Origin of the sequence: Nocardioides sp. InS609-2, assembly GCF_023208195.1 — a bacterium.
Lineage (GTDB): Bacteria > Actinomycetota > Actinomycetes > Propionibacteriales > Nocardioidaceae > Nocardioides.
Genome location: NZ_CP060034.1, coordinates 3,777,864 through 3,795,374, shown reverse-complemented (window position 1 = coordinate 3,795,374; position 17,511 = coordinate 3,777,864). Strand labels below are relative to the sequence as shown.

At 70.5% G+C, this 17,511-nt stretch carries 20 protein-coding genes; 7 read left to right on the top strand and 13 right to left on the bottom strand.

The genetic code is table 11. The features are described from left to right. Positions 1-303: 303 nt before the first annotated feature. Positions 304-1,263, top strand: coding sequence for a helix-turn-helix domain-containing protein (locus H4Q84_RS19615; protein ID WP_248580756.1), 960 nt, complete (start codon positions 304-306; stop codon positions 1,261-1,263). Positions 1,264-1,269: 6 nt separating this feature from the next. On the opposite strand, the gene dapC is transcribed toward H4Q84_RS19615, so the two are convergent. Further along, complete coding sequence (gene dapC, locus H4Q84_RS19610; protein ID WP_248580755.1) at positions 1,270-2,364, bottom strand: succinyldiaminopimelate transaminase; 1,095 nt, start codon at positions 2,362-2,364, stop codon at positions 1,270-1,272. Then, positions 2,361-2,687 carry a ferredoxin gene (gene fdxA / locus H4Q84_RS19605; RefSeq protein WP_248580754.1) on the bottom strand — a complete coding sequence of 109 codons (327 nt, stop codon included), beginning with the start codon at positions 2,685-2,687 and terminating at the stop codon, positions 2,361-2,363. Before fdxA ends, dapC begins: the two co-directional genes overlap by 4 nt. A 53-nt stretch (positions 2,688-2,740) precedes the next feature. Here fdxA and H4Q84_RS19600 point away from each other — a divergent pair, with 53 nt between their 5' ends. Next, a complete protein-coding gene (locus H4Q84_RS19600; RefSeq protein ID WP_248580753.1) occupies positions 2,741-3,691 on the top strand; it encodes a GNAT family N-acetyltransferase in 951 nt (316 codons plus the stop codon). Here H4Q84_RS19600 and H4Q84_RS19595 read toward each other — a convergent pair. Further along, the gene (locus H4Q84_RS19595; protein ID WP_248580752.1) at positions 3,688-4,638 is read right to left on the bottom strand and encodes a DUF389 domain-containing protein; all 951 of its coding nucleotides are present in this window, start codon (positions 4,636-4,638) and stop codon (positions 3,688-3,690) included. The two genes, H4Q84_RS19600 and H4Q84_RS19595, sit on opposite strands and share 4 nt — an antisense overlap. Positions 4,639-4,643: 5 nt before the next feature. Then, entirely contained in the window at positions 4,644-5,336 is a 693-nt protein-coding gene (locus H4Q84_RS19590) for a molybdopterin-dependent oxidoreductase (RefSeq protein ID WP_282580358.1), read from the bottom strand. Positions 5,337-5,371: 35 nt separating this feature from the next. Between H4Q84_RS19590 and H4Q84_RS19585 the strand changes: the two genes are divergently transcribed. Together H4Q84_RS19585 and aspS are read left to right on the top strand one after the other, a co-directional pair. Then, entirely contained in the window at positions 5,372-5,932 is a 561-nt protein-coding gene (locus H4Q84_RS19585; protein ID WP_248580750.1) for a TetR/AcrR family transcriptional regulator, read from the top strand. Positions 5,933-6,213: 281 nt separating this feature from the next. Next, entirely contained in the window at positions 6,214-7,560 is a 1,347-nt protein-coding gene (gene aspS / locus H4Q84_RS19580; RefSeq protein ID WP_248580749.1) for an aspartate--tRNA(Asn) ligase, read from the top strand. Between the two features lie 7 nt (positions 7,561-7,567). On the opposite strand, the gene H4Q84_RS19575 is transcribed toward aspS, so the two are convergent. From H4Q84_RS19575 to H4Q84_RS19555, 6 genes are read right to left on the bottom strand one after another with little or no spacing between them, the layout of a single operon-like run. Beyond that, positions 7,568-8,371 (bottom strand): alpha/beta fold hydrolase, encoded by an 804-nt coding sequence (locus H4Q84_RS19575; RefSeq protein WP_248580748.1) that lies wholly within the window; start codon positions 8,369-8,371, stop codon positions 7,568-7,570. Between the two features lie 29 nt (positions 8,372-8,400). Beyond that, on the bottom strand, positions 8,401-10,146 hold the full coding sequence (locus H4Q84_RS19570; protein ID WP_248580747.1) for a VanW family protein: 1,746 nt from the start codon (positions 10,144-10,146) through the stop codon (positions 8,401-8,403). Positions 10,147-10,155: 9 nt separating this feature from the next. Then, a complete protein-coding gene (locus H4Q84_RS19565; RefSeq protein ID WP_248580746.1) occupies positions 10,156-10,485 on the bottom strand; it encodes a DUF6113 family protein in 330 nt (109 codons plus the stop codon). A 17-nt stretch (positions 10,486-10,502) separates the two neighbouring features. Further along, positions 10,503-11,414 (bottom strand): N-acetyl-1-D-myo-inositol-2-amino-2-deoxy-alpha-D-glucopyranoside deacetylase, encoded by a 912-nt coding sequence (gene mshB / locus H4Q84_RS19560; protein WP_248580745.1) that lies wholly within the window; start codon positions 11,412-11,414, stop codon positions 10,503-10,505. A 30-nt stretch (positions 11,415-11,444) separates the two neighbouring features. Continuing rightward, positions 11,445-11,573, bottom strand: a complete 129-nt coding sequence (locus H4Q84_RS23245; protein WP_282580273.1) for a hypothetical protein — start codon at positions 11,571-11,573, stop codon at positions 11,445-11,447. Between the two features lie 11 nt (positions 11,574-11,584). Then, positions 11,585-12,835, bottom strand: coding sequence for an NUDIX domain-containing protein (locus H4Q84_RS19555; RefSeq protein WP_248580744.1), 1,251 nt, complete (start codon positions 12,833-12,835; stop codon positions 11,585-11,587). A gap of 26 nt (positions 12,836-12,861) precedes the next feature. On the opposite strand from H4Q84_RS19555, the gene H4Q84_RS19550 reads away from it, so the two are divergent. Next, positions 12,862-13,959, top strand: a complete 1,098-nt coding sequence (locus H4Q84_RS19550; RefSeq protein ID WP_248580743.1) for a hypothetical protein — start codon at positions 12,862-12,864, stop codon at positions 13,957-13,959. Positions 13,960-14,029: 70 nt separating this feature from the next. On the opposite strand, the gene H4Q84_RS23240 is transcribed toward H4Q84_RS19550, so the two are convergent. The 3 genes from H4Q84_RS23240 to H4Q84_RS19540 are packed head-to-tail and all read right to left on the bottom strand — an operon-like array spanning position 14,030 to position 15,569. Further along, positions 14,030-14,395, bottom strand: coding sequence for a thioesterase family protein (locus H4Q84_RS23240; protein WP_349238376.1), 366 nt, complete (start codon positions 14,393-14,395; stop codon positions 14,030-14,032). Further along, a complete protein-coding gene (locus H4Q84_RS23235; protein ID WP_282580272.1) occupies positions 14,395-14,829 on the bottom strand; it encodes an acyl-CoA thioesterase domain-containing protein in 435 nt (144 codons plus the stop codon). The genes H4Q84_RS23240 and H4Q84_RS23235 overlap by 1 nt, the downstream gene beginning before the upstream one ends. Next, a complete protein-coding gene (locus H4Q84_RS19540; RefSeq protein ID WP_248580742.1) occupies positions 14,826-15,569 on the bottom strand; it encodes a class I SAM-dependent methyltransferase in 744 nt (247 codons plus the stop codon). The genes H4Q84_RS23235 and H4Q84_RS19540 overlap by 4 nt, the downstream gene beginning before the upstream one ends. 57 nt (positions 15,570-15,626) lie before the next feature. Here H4Q84_RS19540 and H4Q84_RS19535 point away from each other — a divergent pair, with 57 nt between their 5' ends. After that, a complete protein-coding gene (locus H4Q84_RS19535; protein WP_248580741.1) occupies positions 15,627-16,691 on the top strand; it encodes a GNAT family N-acetyltransferase in 1,065 nt (354 codons plus the stop codon). A gap of 109 nt (positions 16,692-16,800) precedes the next feature. Then, positions 16,801-17,439 carry a DUF402 domain-containing protein gene (locus H4Q84_RS19530; RefSeq protein ID WP_248580740.1) on the top strand — a complete coding sequence of 213 codons (639 nt, stop codon included), beginning with the start codon at positions 16,801-16,803 and terminating at the stop codon, positions 17,437-17,439. Positions 17,440-17,511: the final 72 nt, after the last annotated feature.

The window sequence follows — 17,511 nt, the reverse complement described above, 5'->3', positions numbered from 1 at the left end:
ACTCCTCCTGACGCTGGCGAAGACCACCGCCGAACAGATCCGGCAGGCACTGCTCGCCGACGCCGGGTCGGAACAGATGGGTCTCCTCCAGGAGTACATGCGCACGTGCAGCCGGAACGCGGGGGTCGTGTTCGCCCTCAGCCGCGACGTGGTCATGTTGAACGAGCACGCCCGCTCGGTGCTCGCGCCCGCAGACCAGGCGACCGTTCTCGCCCACGCCACCGAGGTGCTGCGTCGGGCCGCCGAGCGCCGATCGACATCGAACTGCCCTCGGGGCAGTCTGCGCGGCTCTACTGCCGACCCGTGCTCGGCGACGGCCACACCGTCGGCATCGTGGCGCACGCGACTCTCGAGAGGCAGCGCGAGGCCGTTCCGGAAAGCGTCCCTCCCGCTCCGCGGCCGACACCGCTGGCCGGACTGGTCGGGTCGAGCCCCGCGTGGATCCATGCCTGCCAGCAGGTCGAGCAGGCCTTCCGGGCCGGAGAGTGGCTCGCCATCGTGGGCGAGCCGGGTGTGGGCAAGCTGGCCGTGCTGCGCGCCGTACAGCTGCGGCGCCAGCCCATCGGCCGGTTCGTGGTGCTCGAGGCGACCGAGGGCAGTAGCGGCCCGGAGTGGCTCGCGTCGACCCGTCGGTCGATCCTCGAGGACGCCGACAGCGTCGTGATCCGCCATGCCGACCGGCTGGACGGCACCCAGCTGCGCGGCATCTCCGCGGCACTCCAGGAGGCGCGGGCCGCCACCCGCGCGCAGCCGTTCTGGGCGGCCGTGACCTACTGGGAGCTGGCTCCGAAGCCCGACAAGGAGCTGCCGCGGCTGCTGCAGCTGTTCCCGCGCACCGTCGAGATCCCGCCGCTGCGCCTGCACCTCGAGGACCTCCTGCAGCTGGTGCCGCTGTTCCTCTCCAGGTCCGGTCGCGGGACACCACCCGTCTGCTCACCCGAGGCGATGCGGATGCTGATGCGGATGTCCTGGCCCGGCAACGCCGAACAGGTCCACCAGATGCTCGACGAGATCGTCACCCGCCGTCGCGGAGGCGTGATCGGACCGGACGACCTGCCGCCCGCGACCCACACCGTGAGCCGTCGGGTGCTGACCTCGCTGGAGGCGATGGAGCGCGACGCGATAGTGCGCTGCCTGACGGACTCCGACGGCAACAAGATGCGCGCTGCCCGGTCGCTGGGCATGTCCCGCGCGACGATCTACCGGAAGATCCGCGAGTACGGCATCGTCGCGCCGTCTCGCTCGCACCCTGACTCCGACTGACGGCAGTCAGACCTTCAGGCGGGCCACGGCGGTGTCGATGCGCTCGTCGGTGGCCGTCAGCGCCACCCTGACGTGCCGGCCGCCGGTCGGCCCGTAGAACGACCCCGGCGCGACCAGGATACCCAGCTCGGCGAGGCCAGCGACGGTCTGCCAGCAGTCCTCGTCGCGGGTCGCCCAGAGATAGAGCGAGGCCTCGGAGTGGTCGATCCGGAAGCCGGCCGACTCGAGGGCCGGCCTGAGCTTCGCCCGTCGCGCGGCGTACGTCGCATGCTGGGCCTCGGCATGTGTGTCGTCGTCGAGGGCCGCAGCCATCGCGGCCTGCTGGGGCGCGGGCATCATCAGCCCGAGGTTCTTGCGGACGGCGAGCAGCTCGCCCAGCACCGTCGGGTCACCGGCGACGAAGGCGCAGCGGTATCCGGCCAGGTTGGATCGTTTGGAGAGCGAGTGCACCGCGAGGATGCCCTCGTGGGAGCCGCCGCAGATGTCGGGGTGCAGGACGCTGACGCCCTCGCCCTCCCAGACGCACTCGATGTAGCACTCGTCGGAGATGAGCAGCGTGCCCCGGTCGCGGCACCACTCGACGACCTTGCGGAGGTGATCGGGCGGCAGCATCCTGCCGGTCGGGTTCGAGGGCGAGTTGAGCCAGAGCAGCCGCGGCACCTCGGGACCGATTGCGGTCAGCGAGTCGGTGGCGAGCGAGCGCGCGCCGGCGAGGGCCGCGCCGACCTCGTAGGTCGGGTAGGCGACCTGGGGCTGGACGACCAGGTCGCCGGCGCCGATGCCCAGGTGCACCGCAACCGAGGCGATGAACTCCTTGGAGCCGATCAGCGGGAGCACGGCGTCGGGGCCGAGCCCGGTCACCCCGAACCGACGCGCCAGCCAGTCGATCGCCGCCCGGCGGACCGCCGGGGTGCCGACGGTCGTCGGGTAGCCCGACGCATCGGCAGCCGCGGCCAGCGCCTCCTGCACGACGTACGGCGTGGGGTCGACGGGCGTGCCGACGGAGAGGTCGACGATGCCGTCGGCGTGCTCCCGCGCACGCTCGGCGTGCTGGGTCAGGGAGTCCCAGGGGAAGTCAGGGAGCCGACCCGAGACGGTCACTCGTCGTGCGGCTGCGGCGGCAGGGCCTCGATGAGCGGGTGATCCTTGTCGATCTCACCCATCTTGGCGGCGCCACCGGGCGAGCCGAGGTCCTCGAAGAACGCGACGTTGGCGGTGTAGTAGTCCTTCCACTCCTCCGGGGTGTCGTCCTCGTAGAAGATCGCCTCGACCGGGCACACCGGCTCGCAGGCCCCGCAGTCGACGCATTCGTCGGGGTGGATGTAGAGCATCCGCTTGCCCTCGTAGATGCAGTCGACAGGACATTCGTCGACGCAGGCGCGGTCCTTGAGGTCGACGCACGGCTGGGCGATGACGTAGGTCACCAGATCCTCCTGTGGGGCGGGGCGTTGTGCTGTTACCAGCCTAGTATCCCGCCATGCCCGAAGCTCGCCGACACCGCCCGCGTGGACTCGGCCCGCATGTCGTGGGCCAACGGGTCGTCGTACGCCGGGTGCTGCCGGGCGAGACCGGGCCGTCGGGTGGGCCGGCCATGACCGATGTGCTCGGCGTCTGCACGTCGTGGTCGTTGGAGTACTGCGTCGTCCAGCCTTCGACAGGTCCGGCCGTGACGATCGCCCTGGCCGACATCGTCAGTGGCAAGCCGGTGCCGCCGCGGCCGTCGGTCCGGCAGCGGGTGTCGCCGCACGATGCGCAGAGCCACGTGGCGTCGCTGTGGGACGACCTTGTCACCGAGCCGTTGGGCGAGTGGGTGCTCCGCGTCGCCCCGCCGTACGACGGCCGGTTGCGGCGGCGCGGCAACTCGGTGCTCGCCATGGGCTCCCCCGGTGCCTCGCTCCCCGAGGCCGCTGCGCACGTGATGGCCTTCTACACGCGCCATGACCGGCGGCCGCTGGCCCAGGTGGTGAGCGACGGGGACGTCGAGTCCTCGCTGCTGGGGCTGGGCTGGGCGCCGCTGGGCAGCGGGGATGCGCACTGCCAGCTGGCGTCGGTGTCTCGGGTGCTCCGCTCATGTAACGCGGAGTTAGGGCGACTGGGATACCGGCAGACCGGGATCCCAGTCGACCTAACTCCGCGTTACATGGAGGAAGGCAGTCGGATCGAGGTCACCCTGGGCGGGGGTACGGCGCGCGGCCGGGCCGCGCTCGACGGCGACTGGGTGGGGCTGTACTCGCTCGAGGTCGACCCGGCTCACCGGCGGCGCGGTCTCGCGACCGTCGTACTCAAGGAGCTGCTCGACTGGGCAGCCTCGCGCGGCGCCACGACGGCATGGCTGCACGTCGAGACGGACAATCCGGGCGCGATCGCGCTGTACGAACGGCTCGGGTTCGTCACGCACCACACGACCCGGTATCTCGCGGCGCCCTAACGGCCGAACATTCGCTCGGCCGTCGTCATCAGGGACGGCCAGGAGGCCCGGACGAGCATCAGCACGAGCGTGCCCGCCACGATCATCCCGGCGATGTTGAGGCCGAGCTGCGCCAGCGATCCGGTGATCTCGCCGCGGTCCCACACCGCCAGGCCGAGGGCGAGGTTGCCGGCGGCCGGCACGGTGGTGACGCTGATGAAGACGCCGACCATCGTGGCGGATCGTTCGATGGCGAGGGCGAGGGCTCCGGCGGCGCCGGCGACGAGAGCCACGATGAACGACCACCGGTCGGGGTGCCAGATGAAGCCGGTGTTGGGTCGTGGGCGCGTGACTTCCTCGACGGTGAGCATTCCGGTCACCGACGCCAGCAGGGCGAGCACGGCGACCACGACCACGGCGAAGGCGAACGACAGGACCAGTAGGCGCAGGCTGCGGCCGACGAGGGACCAGCGACCCAGCGCGATGCCCGCGCAGGCGGAGCCGATCGCGGAGAACTCCGGCCCGACGACCATGGCCCCGATGACCAGCACCGAGGAGTCTGTGACCACCGCGATCGCGGCGAGCACCACGGCCAGCACGAGGAAGATGAGGAACGACAGCGTGGGCACGGCGCCGTCGTACGCCTTGGCCTCGACCGCCTCCCAGATCACGGCGTCGTCCGGGTGCCCGGGAGTGTTCGCCTCCAGCTCGCGGGCGCCCAGGAACGGCGTCCCCGTGGGGGCGGTCAGGACGATGCCGCCGCGCTTGTCGAGGTCGAGCCTCTTGAGCGTGGTCAGCAACGACCCGGCACCCTCACGGGCAGCATCGCACTCCAGGAGGTCGCCCTCGGGCCGCGCCACCACGCCGAGCTGCACGGTCACATTGGTGGCGCAGTCGTGGGTCAGCAGCACCTCGCGCACGGCGTCGGTGAGGTCGGTCGGCACCGTCAGGCGGAAGTGGACCAGCACGCGCGTCAGGGTACGGCGTCTCCCTCCTCGACGAGCTCCGACCGTGCCAGCGACCACTCGGCCAGTCGGACCGTGATCGGAATCAGGGCACGGTATGGACGTCGTACGAGACGGGCGGGCAGGCGTGGATGGCGCTCCTCCAGCGCCACGCGCGCACGCAGATGCTCCTTGCTCGGTAGGACGGGCAGCTCCTGGAGGAGCTCGAGGCCGACCAGGTGCTTCACGCTCTTGTAGCCGTACTGCGACGGGCAGACCAGTCGCAACGGCGCTCCATGGCGGGCATCGAGTGGACGGCCGTCGAGACGCACCGCCAGCAAGACATCGTCGGCGAGCAGGTCCTCGACGCAGAGGACTGCCGAACCTGCGTCACCGCCGCGCGCGCGGACCCACGGGACAGGCTTCTCCTCGCCCACCCAGGGCAGGACGACCTCGTGCCAGAACTCTCGCATCCTCACACCGCCCCACTGCACGCCGCGATAGGACCAGGTCGTCACACAGTGGAAGTCGCTGTCCTGGTCACGCATCGGCAACGCCGCGAACTCCTCCTCCCCCAGCACCAGGTCCTCGCAGCCTGCAGCTGAGACCCGTAGCGCCAGAGGGCAGGCTCGAGGCGGGCGACGTAGCGGCTGATCGGCAAACCGGGGGAAGTTCACGCGCGCCCGCTGACCCGGCGGCAGAGGGGACTGGTCCGTACGCATCCGTATGGTCACGAGCCATACGTTAGAGTATGGACATGGTGACTGCCAACAGCCTCAGCGCGGCTGTCTGGGCGCGAGCGGCACTGGCGCGCATAAGCTCCGGCGGTGTCGACGCAGTCAAGGTCGAGACCCTCGCCAGCGAACTGGGCGTGACCAAAGGCAGCTTCTACTGGCACTTCGCCGACCGGTCGGCCCTGGTCGCGGCTGCCCTGGAGCTCTGGGAGCGGGAGGGCACGACCGAGGTCGTCGCGGCACTCGACGACGTCGACGATCCGCGGGCGCGCCTGCGGGCACTGTTCGAGACGTCATTCGGCGACCTCGTCGACAGCCCCATCGAGTCCGCCCTGGTCACCCGGATCGACGACCCGGTGGTCGGCCCGGTCGTCGAGCGCGTTTCCATCGCCCGCATCGCTTTCCTCGAGCGCCTCTTTCGCGAGCTGGGCCTGACCCCCTCGCGCGCCGCCGTCCAGGCGCGCATCGTCTACAGCCTGTACGTCGGCCACGGCCAGGTGCGACGCACGCTGCCAGATGACCCGGTGATCGGAGACCCGAGACCGGCCTATCTGCGCCGTCTTCTGGACGTCGCGACACCCTGACGTTCGCGAGGGGGCTGCGCATCGGCCTAGAATGTGAGTGGCTCGCGTGAGGACTGACACCCCTCGGCTGGAGACAGCGAACGCGGCCCGCGCGTCCGGCGTACCGACGAGAGGCCGGAGTCACTCCGGCGAAGGTGTGGTGGCACCGCGACTTTGCCCCCGCCCACACCTCCAGGGCTTTGGCTCCGAAGCGCGAGACCGGGGCGGCCCTGAGAGCAAGCGGGCCGTGCGCCTCCGGTCGAGCTGCGAGGAGCCGATCCAAGCAGCCACTGGAGGTAATCATGAGACCCATCCCCGAATCATCCGCCCGCCTCGGTTTCGAGGCTCGCTCCGCTCGCACCTCAACCAGCGGCGACGAACGCATTCTCACCACCGCCCTGCCCTCGGCCGAGCCGGGCTCTGCCGTCCTGTTGCAGGGGTGGGTGCACCGGCGCCGCGAGCTGGCGCGGGTCACGTTCCTGATCGTCCGCGACCGGGCGGGGCTCGCGCAGGTCGTCCTGCCGGCCGGCACCGAGGTGCCGCCGGAGGAGACGCCGATCGAGGTGCACGGCGTGGCCACGGCCAACGCGCAGGCGCCGGGCGGCATCGAGGTCACCGAAGCCACGGTCACCGCGCTAAGCGAGCCGGCCGACACCCCGGCCGTCGAGCTGTGGCGGCCGACCCTCGACGCCAGTCTGCCGACCCTGCTCGACCACGCCGCGACCACGTGGCGGCACCCGATACAGCGGGCGAAGTGGGAGCTGGCGGCCGCGTCGCTGCACGGCTTCCGCGCCTCGCTCGACGCGACGGGATTCACCGAGGTGCACTCCCCCAAGCTGGTCGAGTCGGCCACGGAGAGCGGGGCGAACGTGTTCGCGGTCGACTACTTCGGCCGGCCGGCGTACCTCGCGCAGAGCCCGCAGTTCTTCAAGCAGCAGCTGGTGGGCGTCTTCGAGCGGGTCTACGAGGTCGGGCCGGTGTTCCGCGCAGAGCCGCACGACACGGTGCGCCACCTCGCGGAGTACGTCTCGCTCGACGTCGAGCTCGGGTTCATCCGTGACCATCGCGACGTCATCGCGTGCCTGCGCGACACGGTCGCCGGCATGGTCAGAGGCATCCACGAGCGCGCGGGCGACGCCGTGGAGCGGCTCGGCATCACGGTGCCCGAGGTGCCGGCGGAGTTCCCGGTGCTGCACTTCCGCGAGGCACTCGAGATCGCCGGCGCACCTGAAGACGAGCCCGACCTCAACCCCGGGCACGAACGCGCGCTGGGTGAGTGGGCGATGCGCGAGCACGGCAGCGACTTCGTGGTCGTCGAGGGCTACCCGACCGCGAGCCGGGCGTTCTACAGCCACCCCGACCCCGACGAGCCGCACTGGTCACGCAGCTTCGACCTGATCTTCCGTGGGCTCGAGCTGGTGAGCGGTGCGCAACGCCTGCACAGGTACGCCGACTACGTCGCCACGCTGGAGGCGCGCGGCTACCCGTATGCGCCCTACGCGTCGTACGTCGAGGCGTTCCGGCGCGGCATCCCGCCACACGGTGGCTTCGCGATCGGCCTGGAGCGCTGGGTGGCGCGGCTGGTCGAGGCGGCCAACATCCGCGAGGTCACGCTGTTCCCGCGCGACCTCAACCGGCTGGCGCCCTGAGACCGGGTCAGGGCAGGCAGGACGGCCGGAACGCCGCGTCCGCAGGACCGGGCCGGGTCAGCGCGTCGAGGGTCCACTCGATGGCCGGTCCGTCCTGCGGGATCTGCAGGTGGTCGGCGACGTCGAGCGCGCAACGGTCCTGCAGTGTCACGTTGGTGACCTGCGGGCCTGCCGCAAGGTAGCCCGAGAGGTAGGGGTTGACCACGAGGTCGTACCGGGTGACGACGTTGGTGTAGCTGACGTCGCCGGGTGTCTCGTCACCGGAGTTCAGCGCCGTGATAAAGGCTGCGTCGGACGCCTGCTGCGTGCACGAGAAGCAGAAGCCCGCGCTCGGCGCCAGCAGCGCGGAGTTGTAGGTGCCGTGGTTGGACGGCGCCAGCCCGACGAGGTCGTCGACCTTGGCCGCACCGCCGAGGAACCTGATGTAGTAGCGCGGCATCATGCCGCCCTGCGAGTGCCCGACCAGGCTCACCTTCGAGGCACCCGTCGATGCCAGCACTCGGTCCACGAACGTCGAGAGCTGGGCCGCCGACTCCTCGATCGGGCCGGTCGCCCGCGTGCCGTAGTCGAGGGAGTAGACACAGAACCCGGCCTGCTTGATCCGGAAGGAGATCCGGTCGAGCAGGCTGCGGCGGTCACCGAACGTGCCGTGCACGAGCACGACGGGCTGCGGCTTCTCGGCGCTCGGCCGGCAGCTCCAGTCGTTGGACCCGATCGGGTCACCGGTCGTGGCAGTCGCCGGGGCACTGTTCAGACTGAGCAGGCCAGCAGCGAGCAGTACGGCGGCAAGGAGACCCGTCAGTCGGCGCATGACGGGTCAACGCGTGCTGGGGTCTGCGGTTACGGCGACGGGGTCTCCGGGGGCGGCTTGCAGATCACCGTGTCGGAGGGCGTGTACGTCGTGTTGAAGTTCTCGGAGTGGTCGAGCGCGCTCTGTCCGGGCTTGCGGAAGAACCGCTTCACGTCGACCTCGAAGCCGCCGTACCCGTCGTTGGGGTAGCAGTCCTCGGTGTTCAGGGTGCGGGTCTTCTCCGGCGTGAGGTTGTAGCGGTCAGAGGTGCTGGTGGTGATGTCCCACGTCTTGGTGGAGTACATGCTCACGGTCACAACGCCCGACGAGCTGCTCGTCGCCGGGGTGACGTTGGCGTGGACCAGGACGCCGTACGGGGTGTCGTTCTGGAACTTCAGGTCGATCGCACCCCAAGCCACGGTGGCCTCGCGGCCGACGGGGTAGCGGTCGATGTAGAAGCTGTGCGGCTTGTGCTCGACGTCCTTGAGGCCGGCGAAGAACATCGCGTTGAACGTCGTGGTCGCCATCTGCGAGACGCCGCCGCCGAGGTCTTCCTTGAAGATGCCGTTGCTGATGATGAAGCCCTCGGTGAAGCCGTTGGCGGCGGTGCGCTCGCCGACGGTGTCGTTGAGCGAGAACGTCTCCCCCGGCTTCAGCACGGTGCCGTCGACCAACTCGGCAGCCCGGCCGATGTTGACGTTGCGGTACTCGGCGTAGGGGTAGTAGGTCGTGAACGTCGAGACCCGTTCCTTGATCTCGAGCTGGCGCGCCATCTTGGTGGTGAAGCCGGCCTCGGCGACGGTCGCCGTAACGGCCAGGCTGCGCTGGCCGGGAGGCGCGGCGGCGAGACCGAGGAACGCCGCGTCGATCTGCGCCTCGTCGAAGCTCACGCCGGGCTTGTCGGGGATGACCTTGGGCGAGCCATCGACGAGGGCGACGGTGGCGTCGACCGGCGCGTCGGCCGCGCCGACGCGAGTCTGCACGAGCTCGGCGAGCTTGGCGGCGTCGAGCTGCGGCACGAGTACGCCGTCGGCAGGCACCATCGAGAGTGCCTCGGTGTAGTTGCGCGGCAGCAGCTTGATCGTAGACGAGTCGAAGGTGAGGGTCACCGGCTCGGACACCGCCGGGTTGGCGAACGTCGTGAGCGCCTGCTGCACGTCGGCCGCGTCGATCTCGGGCTGTACGTCGACCAGCTCGACCTCGGCGGACGCGCCCTCGTCGAGGTAGGCGCCGGTCAGCGCATCGCGCACGGCGGTCGGGTCGAGGCCGGTGCCGGTGCGGGGCTGGCGGGTCTTGACCTCGCCGTTCTTGAACTTGACCTTGCCCTCGCGGGCCTTGGCGCCGACCTCGCTGCCCAGGGTGTCGACCAGCGTGGTCATCGCGGTCTCGTCGACCGTGACCTTGGCCTCGAGCCCGTCGCCGCCGGTGTAGTAGTCCCAGAGGCGGGCGGGCGACCAGCTGTCGCCCCCACCGGCGTCGGCGACCGATGCCTCGTAGTCGACGGCTAACCCGGCCTCTGCAGGAGTGACGGTGCTCGGCTGACCGTTGACGCTGACGTTGATCGGTGCAGCGGCCCGCTCGGCGAGCCCACGCTCGAGTACGACGGCCGCCCGGTCCTGGCGCTGACCGCCGATGTCGACCCCGGAAATCGTCGTGCGCCGGGGCACCTTGTCGCCGGCCATCTCGTGCAATAGGGCGTAGGCACCGCCTGCGAGCAGGACGAGCCCGAGCAGGAGCAGCGTCACGACGCGGGCTCCGGCCTTCTCCTTGGCAGCAGCTGGCTGGGTCTCGAACACGCCGAGAGTCTAGGCGGGCGGCCTTTGATTTCCCCGATCGACGCGGGGCCTGTCCAGCGTCACCAGCGAGCCCGTCACCACGACCAGGGTGGCCACCAGGAACGTATATCCGGTGGCGTCGGCGGCCACCAGATAGTCACCCTCGGCGCGAGGGATCGACGCCCGCCCGACCACGATCACCCAGCCGAGCGCGAAGGCGAGCCGGCCCCACCAGCGACCCGGCAGCGCGCCCAGCAGACAGGCGCAGGCGGCCAGCCCGAGGGCCAGCCCCCACCAGCGGGAATGCAGCAGCACCGCGGCGTACGCCGTGGTGGCACCCAGCACGAAGACCGGGAGCACCAGCCACGCCCTGTTCGTCACAAGCCTGCGAAGAGATCCGTCTCGAGGCCTGCGTCACCGAGCGGACCCGTGGTGCCCTTCGCGAGGCGGAAGAACTCCTCGCCCCAGAAGGCGTGCCCGCTCTCGGCGCCGGAGAAGAAGAAGCCGTCGGGGGCGACCTGGGATCGGTGGGCGGCGAGCGACGCCATCTTGCGGTCGACGACGGCCGAGCCGTCGACGCTGGCCGTGAGCAGCTCGTCGGCCGTGACGAACGGCCCGAGGTCGCCGTCGGGCTCCATACCCTCGAACGTCTCGGTGTCGCCGTCCTCGCGCAGCTTGCGCAGGCTCTCGCGCATCCGGCTCTCGCTCATCGCGGTCCAGTAGACCTTGGCGACGTCGTGGGGCTCGCCCAGGTCGAGACGGTAGGACGGCACGGCGGCCAGCTGGACGGCGTACATCGCGACGCGGTGGGCCTGGATGTGGTCGGGGTGGCCGTAACCGCCGAACTGGTCGTAGGTGACGACGACCTGCGGGCGCACCTCGCGGATGATCTCGACCAGCAGGTCGGCCGCCTCGGTGAGGTCGGCGTTGGCGAACGCGTTGTCGTGGGTGTCATCGGCGGCGACGGCGTGGCCGTCCTCGTGCCACTTCATGCCGGAGTCGCGGAAGTGACCGGGGCCGCCGAGCCAGCGGTGGTCGGTGATCCCGAGCTCCTTCATCGCCGTCTCGAGCTCGCCGCGCCGGTGCTCGCCGAGTGTGTCGTCCTTGTCGGCTGCCATGTGCTCCCACTCGGGCACCAGGATCTCGCCCATCTCGCCGGACGTGCAGGTCACCAGCGTCACGCCGTCACCGCGGTCGACGTAGGTCGCCATCGTGGCGCCGGTGCCGATGGACTCGTCGTCGGGGTGGGCATGGACCAGTAGCAACCGCTGGGCGGGGGTATCACTCATGGCGTCGAGCCTACTGAGGCTCACCGACAGTCAATGCGGCCGCTTGATCCGCAGGGGTGCCGCGGGCAGGTCGAGGGGTACGACGGGTAGTGGTGGGGTGCCGTCGTCGGCATCGAGCCAGCCGTCGTACTCGTCGACGAGGAGCTCGAGCACGGGCACCGGCGCGTCGCTCAGGACTGCCCACGGGTGGTCCTCGTCGTCGTCCTCGCCGGCCAGCCGTTCGCGGGCGACCGTCGCCTCGTAGCCGTCACCGACCAGCCGCCTCGCCACGAAGCGGGCGTGGTCCTCGTCGAAGAAGATGCCTCTCGCCGGCCCAATATCTCCTCGATCTGTGGCCGCCTCTCGCGCATGCCGGCCAGGGCGCGCAGGGTCCGTTCGGGCTCGCCAACCGCAGCCAGCCCGGCACCGCCCGGGTCGCCGGACTCGATCATCGCGCGCACTCCGTCGGCCGCGGCGCTGACCCGCTGGTCGACGTTGTCGAGCACCTCCCGAGCGGTGACACCGCCGTAGCCCTCGGCCAGCGCGGTGAGGCGTTCGGCCGCGACCTCGGGCGGGATCTCACGGAAGAGCGGGACGGCGATCCAGGCCTGGTAGGCCAGCTCCATGGCAACCGTGGTGGGCCCGGCCATGTCCCAGTCGAAGACGCCGGAGACCTGGTCTCCGTCGAAGGCCACGTTGTACGGCCCGAGGTCGTTGTGGCCGATCCGGTCGGTGTGGCCGACCGGGAACATCCGCCACGGGCCCGGGTGGTCGAAGCCGGCCGTTGCCTCGTGGAACTCCCGCGTCCAGGCCGCCAGGTCGTGCAACCGCGCCGGCGACAGCAGCTCGGAGTCGACGTCGATCACCTCACCGGGCATGAAGTCGAGGATCTCGCGGCCTCGCTCGTCGATGCCGTGCACGCGGGGCACGCCGCGAAGCCCGGTCCGGGCGAGGTGGTGCAGCAGGGCGTGCGCGGCCGGTGTCCACGGCCCGGTGGGTCGTCGTACGGTCGCGCCGATGCGCACCGCCCCACCAACGTTGCCGCCCTCGAGCGGCTCCCCGTCGAGCAGGGCCTCGCGCACGTCGGCCAAGAAGGGGAGGTCGGGCTCGAGCCAGTCGACGTCGTCGAGCTCGTCGATCCCCAGCCAGGTCACGCGATCGTGCTCGGTCGGAACCGGCTTCCCCGCCCCTGCTGTGCACACCGCGACACGCAGCTCGTACGCCGCACTGATCGGCACCGTCGGGTCCAACCACCTGGTGACGGCCACCGTCAGGCCGAGCTCCTCGCTGATCTCGCGCACCAGTGCGTCGTCAGGGTCCTCGCCCGGCTCGACCTTGCCGCCCGGGAACTCCCAGCGGCCGGCGGCCTCGGGTGGCGCCGTACGCCGCGCGGCCAGCACGCGTCCGTCGCGGATGATCGCCGCGCCCACCACCGTCTGCACGGGAGCACGCTACTAACGTGGCCGCCATGCCTGGAACTCCCGCCGAGCCGACCTTCGGCGTGCACCTGGTGCGCACCGAGGAGAACATCGCCGAGATCGACGCGCTGGCCGGAGTTCTGGGTGGCCGGGTCGGCCTCGACGGACTGCTCGAAAGCCTGAAGTGGCAGGCGAAGGAGTCGCTGCTCGGCCGGCTGCTGGGCCGCGCGGTCTCGCGGGCGATCACCTGGGACGCCTACGACCGGCGCGACGTGCGCTGGTGGCCGCAGGGCATCTCGACGTCCGCCGACGCGAGCGACACCGAGGACATCGGCGGCCGCCGGGTGCTCGTGGCGACGTGGTACTCCAAGGTGATCGGCGGGGTGTCGTACGGCTCGCGGGTGACGTTCCTCGACCTCGACACGTTGAAGTACCGCCACGTCCTGCTCGTCACACCGCGTCTCGACAAGGCCGGCAAGCTGGTGCTGAGGCCGCTGCAGATCCATGCGGGTGGCGTGGTGTGGGCGGGTCAGTACCTCCACGTCGCGGCCACGTCGCGAGGCTTCGTGACGTTCCGGCTCGACGACATCATGCGGGTGCCCGGCGACGACGACCACCCCGACGAGTTCGGCATCGACGACGAGCGGGTGGCGTCGTACGGGCATCGCTACGTGCTGCCTCTGCGGTTCAGCTACCGAGCCGAGACCGACGAGGGGCACACCCGACTGCGCTACTCGTTCGTCTCGCTCGACCGGCGCAGCGAGCCGCCGACGATGATCGCCGGTGAGTACGGCCGCGGCTCCGACTCCACCCGGCTGGCGCGCTACCACCTCGACCCCTCGACCTGGTTGCTGGAGACCGGCGAGGACGGCTTCTCCCGGCCGATCGAGCTCGACGACGGCGGCGTCGTACAGATGCAGGGTGGGGTGGTCGCCGGGGGTCGCTACCACCTGACGGTGTCGAAGGGCCCGCACACGCCCGGCTCCGTGTACGTCGGCCAGCCGGGGAGCTTCCGACGGCGGATGTTCGCCACGCCGATGGGCCCGGAGGACATCGCCTACTGGCCGTCGACCGACGAGCTGTGGTCGATCTCCGAGCACCCCAGGCGGCGCTGGGTGTTCGCCATGCGCCGCTCGTGGTTCGACTGAGCTGCTTCGGTCTCGATACACCTCGCGAGTTGGTTGTCGAGTAGCGAGCGCCAGCGAGCGTATCGAGACCTCAGCCGCGTGGCGGCCGCGCCAGCTGACGCGCCTGCGCGACGAGTCGGCCGGCGGAGTCCCAGACCTCGCAGTCCTCCTCGAACATGCCACCGGCAATGTTGCGGGTCGCGTGCCGCAACTTGAGCCAGCCGGGCGCAGGCACAGCACGAACGTGGGCCGTCAGCTCCAGGGTCGGCGCCCAGCCGGGCAGGCCGAGGTCGAATGTCACCGGCGGCAGCGCATCGCAGACCATCAGCAGCTCGATCGGATCTGGGTCGCGCTCGCCCTTCAGTCGGAACCACGCCTGCAGGACGCCGTTGCCGCTGGGCTGACCCGTCGCCCAGCCGACGTATGCCGGGTCGAAGAGCATCTCGAAACGGTCCATCAGTGGCGCGCGGATCTCAGCAGGCGCCATCGTGTTGGGCACGCACTTGTCACGCGGGGGCAGCTGCGGCTCCTGCGCCGTCGTACGCACATCGTCGGGCAGGTCGCCGAGACGGCCGTAGTCGCAAGCGCTGTGATGCGGGCGACGTCGCCCTGCACCAGGTCGGCGCCCACGGTGGCGACGGATCCGCCAGTGCGGAGCACTCGGGTCTGCACCTGCGCCGGGCCGGGCGTGGTCGCGGAGAGGTAGTAGGCGCTGACGGCGATCGGGTCGGGCTTGTCGGGCAGCTCGTGGCTGATCGCGTTGCCGATGGTGGCGAGCAGGTAGCCGCCGTTGACCCCGCCGCCGACCACCCAGCCGTCGGTCAGCTCGGCGTCGTACACACCGTCGCCGCGCGGCCTCACCGCGATGTGCTCGTCCCACTCGATCGTCATGGCGCGAGCGAAGGGCGCGCCTGCGCGACGTAGACCCACTCCTGGCCCGGCCGGTCTGTGGCGTCGCGCACCTCCTCGACCTCGAAGCCCGCGGCGGCCAGCGAGCTCTCGATCTCGGCCTGCTCGCGGAAGCGCAGCGTCGACTCGGACGTGTACAGCTCGCCATCGCTCTCGAAGCGGATCGAGCTCAGGAACGTGACGTACGGCGGGGTGTCGGCCAGCAGCTCGTGCCACGTCTCGACCCGGCCGACGCCCTCGATGTCGGTGGTCGTCCGGGAGTGCTCGGGCGTCCAGCTCTCCCAGTCGCGGCGCGCCGGGACCCGGGTCTCGAAGACGAGACGCCCGCCCGGTTTCAGCGCACGGTGGATCGCTCCCAGCGTCTGCGTCCAGGCCTCGTCGGTGAGGAAGACCTGGGCCACGTTGGCGGTCATCACCGCGAGGTCGACCAACAGGTCAGCGGGCAGGTCGGTGGCGTCGCCGTGGATCCACGTCACCCGATCGGCACCGTCCTTGCGCCGCGCCACATCGAGTGAGGCCCGCGCAGGATCCACGCCGACGACGTCGATCCCCCGCCGGGCCAGCAGGCAGGCGAACGTGCCGGTGCCGCATCCGACGTCGAGCACCGACCGCGCGTCGTACTCATCGAGCATCGCGGCATAGACGTCGAGGTCGCTGCGGTCGGGATCGAGCGGGTCGTACACCTCGGCGAGCCGCTCCAGTGCGAAGTGTGCGTCGGGCATGGGCTCGAGTATCGCAATCCGGTTGCTCCGCTCGGCCGTGCCTGCTTTTGTCGCCCCATGCACCGCCTTCGCCCCGCCACCTCCCACGACGTCGACTTCCTCATCGACGTGGTGGTCACCGCAACCCGCGACCAGGGGCGGCTGCCGAACGACTTCGACGAGGCCGAGTGGCGCGCAGGTTTCGCGGAGTGGACCATCGAGGAGCTCGCGAGCACCTCCGTCATCGAGGTCGATGGCGAGCGGGTCGGCCGGCTGCGCGTCGTACGCCGCGAGCACGAGATCGAGCTCGCCGGCATCCAGCTGCTGCCGGCTCACCAGGGGCACAGTCTCGGCACGAGGATCGTCGAGGAGCTGCTGGCCGAGTCTCTGGACGGAGGGCGCTCGCTGGCTCTGTCGGTCGAGAAGGACAACCCTCGCGCTCTTGCGTTCTACGAGCGTCTGGGGCTCGTGCGGACCGGTGAGACCGACGACGAGGTGCAGCTGCGGGCGCAGGCCTTCAAGGGTGCCGGGTGGTACGCCGTCGCACCGCACGGCAGCCGTCGCCAGGTCCTCCATACCGTGGAGGAGCCGCTGCGCGAGCTCGGGCTCATGGCCGATGAGTACACCGGCCCGTTCAGGAGCGACGACGGCGCGCTCGGTGACGACTTCGACGAGGTCCACCGCGTGACCGGCATTTCCCGCGAGCTCTTCGACGACGTGATGGCATGGAACGACGAGGTCACCGGTGTCGGGCATCGACCGACCGGCGCCCTGTTCGTCCGTCAGCAGAACCTCTTGCGCAGGCTCGGCGAGGAGGTCCATCCCGGCATTGCGGTCGACTCCCCACAGAGGGAGCCGCCCGTGGTTGTCGTGCTGAGCAGTCTCAATGTCGACCCGGATCAGTCCGATCGCCTCGTCCTGTGGGACGAGGCCGCCCTGGAGAGCGGCCGAGCGATCCCACTACCACTGATCTCGGCCGCGTTGACCGGCCGAATCACGTCTTGGGTTGCCGACGCATGGAAGTACGACCACGGCACACCCCAGAACAATGCCGCGCTGTTCGAGTGGCAGGACGAGGGCTCAGCACTCGGGCGTGAGCTCCAGGAGGCCCTCGGGGCGGGGTTCCACGTACTGGGCCGCTGACCTGACCCCCGGTGACGTCATACGAATCGTGGAAGCGGGTCCACGGCTCGTATGACGTCCCGCCTGGCCTCCCCGCCCCGGAGGGGCGCGGCTCGGTAACCTCCACCGAGTGAACATCTCGGGCACGCGTCCCTCTGGCGAGCCGCCCTTCTGGGCGCCCGGCACCCCGATCATGTGGCGATACGGCGACCCGGACCGACCGCACTGGGGCACCCCGATGACCGTCGTGCAGGACAACGCCGACGGACTGGTCGCCTGGCTCCCGGCCGGGACACCGGTGCTCAAGGTCGCTCGCGCCGACGGTCTCGACTTCCGGGGTGACCCGTCGACGATGTTCACCGCTGAGCGGGAGCAGGTGGTCAGCACCTGGGAGGAGTACGACGTGCTGCGCATAGCGCCGACCGGCAGCGCATGGTCGGTGTGGGCGTTCTTCCCGGCCGGGGACGCGACGTTCGAGGGCTGGTACGTGAACATAGAGGACCCGCACGTCCGCGACGAGGACACGACGTACTCCACGGACCACGTGCTCGATGTCTGGGTCGAGCCCGACCGCAGCCACGGCCGCAAGGACGAGGACGAGCTGGTGCTCGCCGTCGAGCAGGGCCGCTACACCCCCGACGAGGCGGCCCAGATCGCCAACGTCGCCGACGAGGTCGAGGCCGTGATCGCTGCGTGGGGGCCGCCGTTCAGCGACGGGTGGGACAGCTTTCGCCCAGACGTCGCGTGGCCGGTCCCGCACCTGCCCTGAGGTGCGCCAGGACGTCATCCGAATCGTGGAAACGGGTCCACTGCGCGTATGACGTCCCGGGGCGGGCGAACA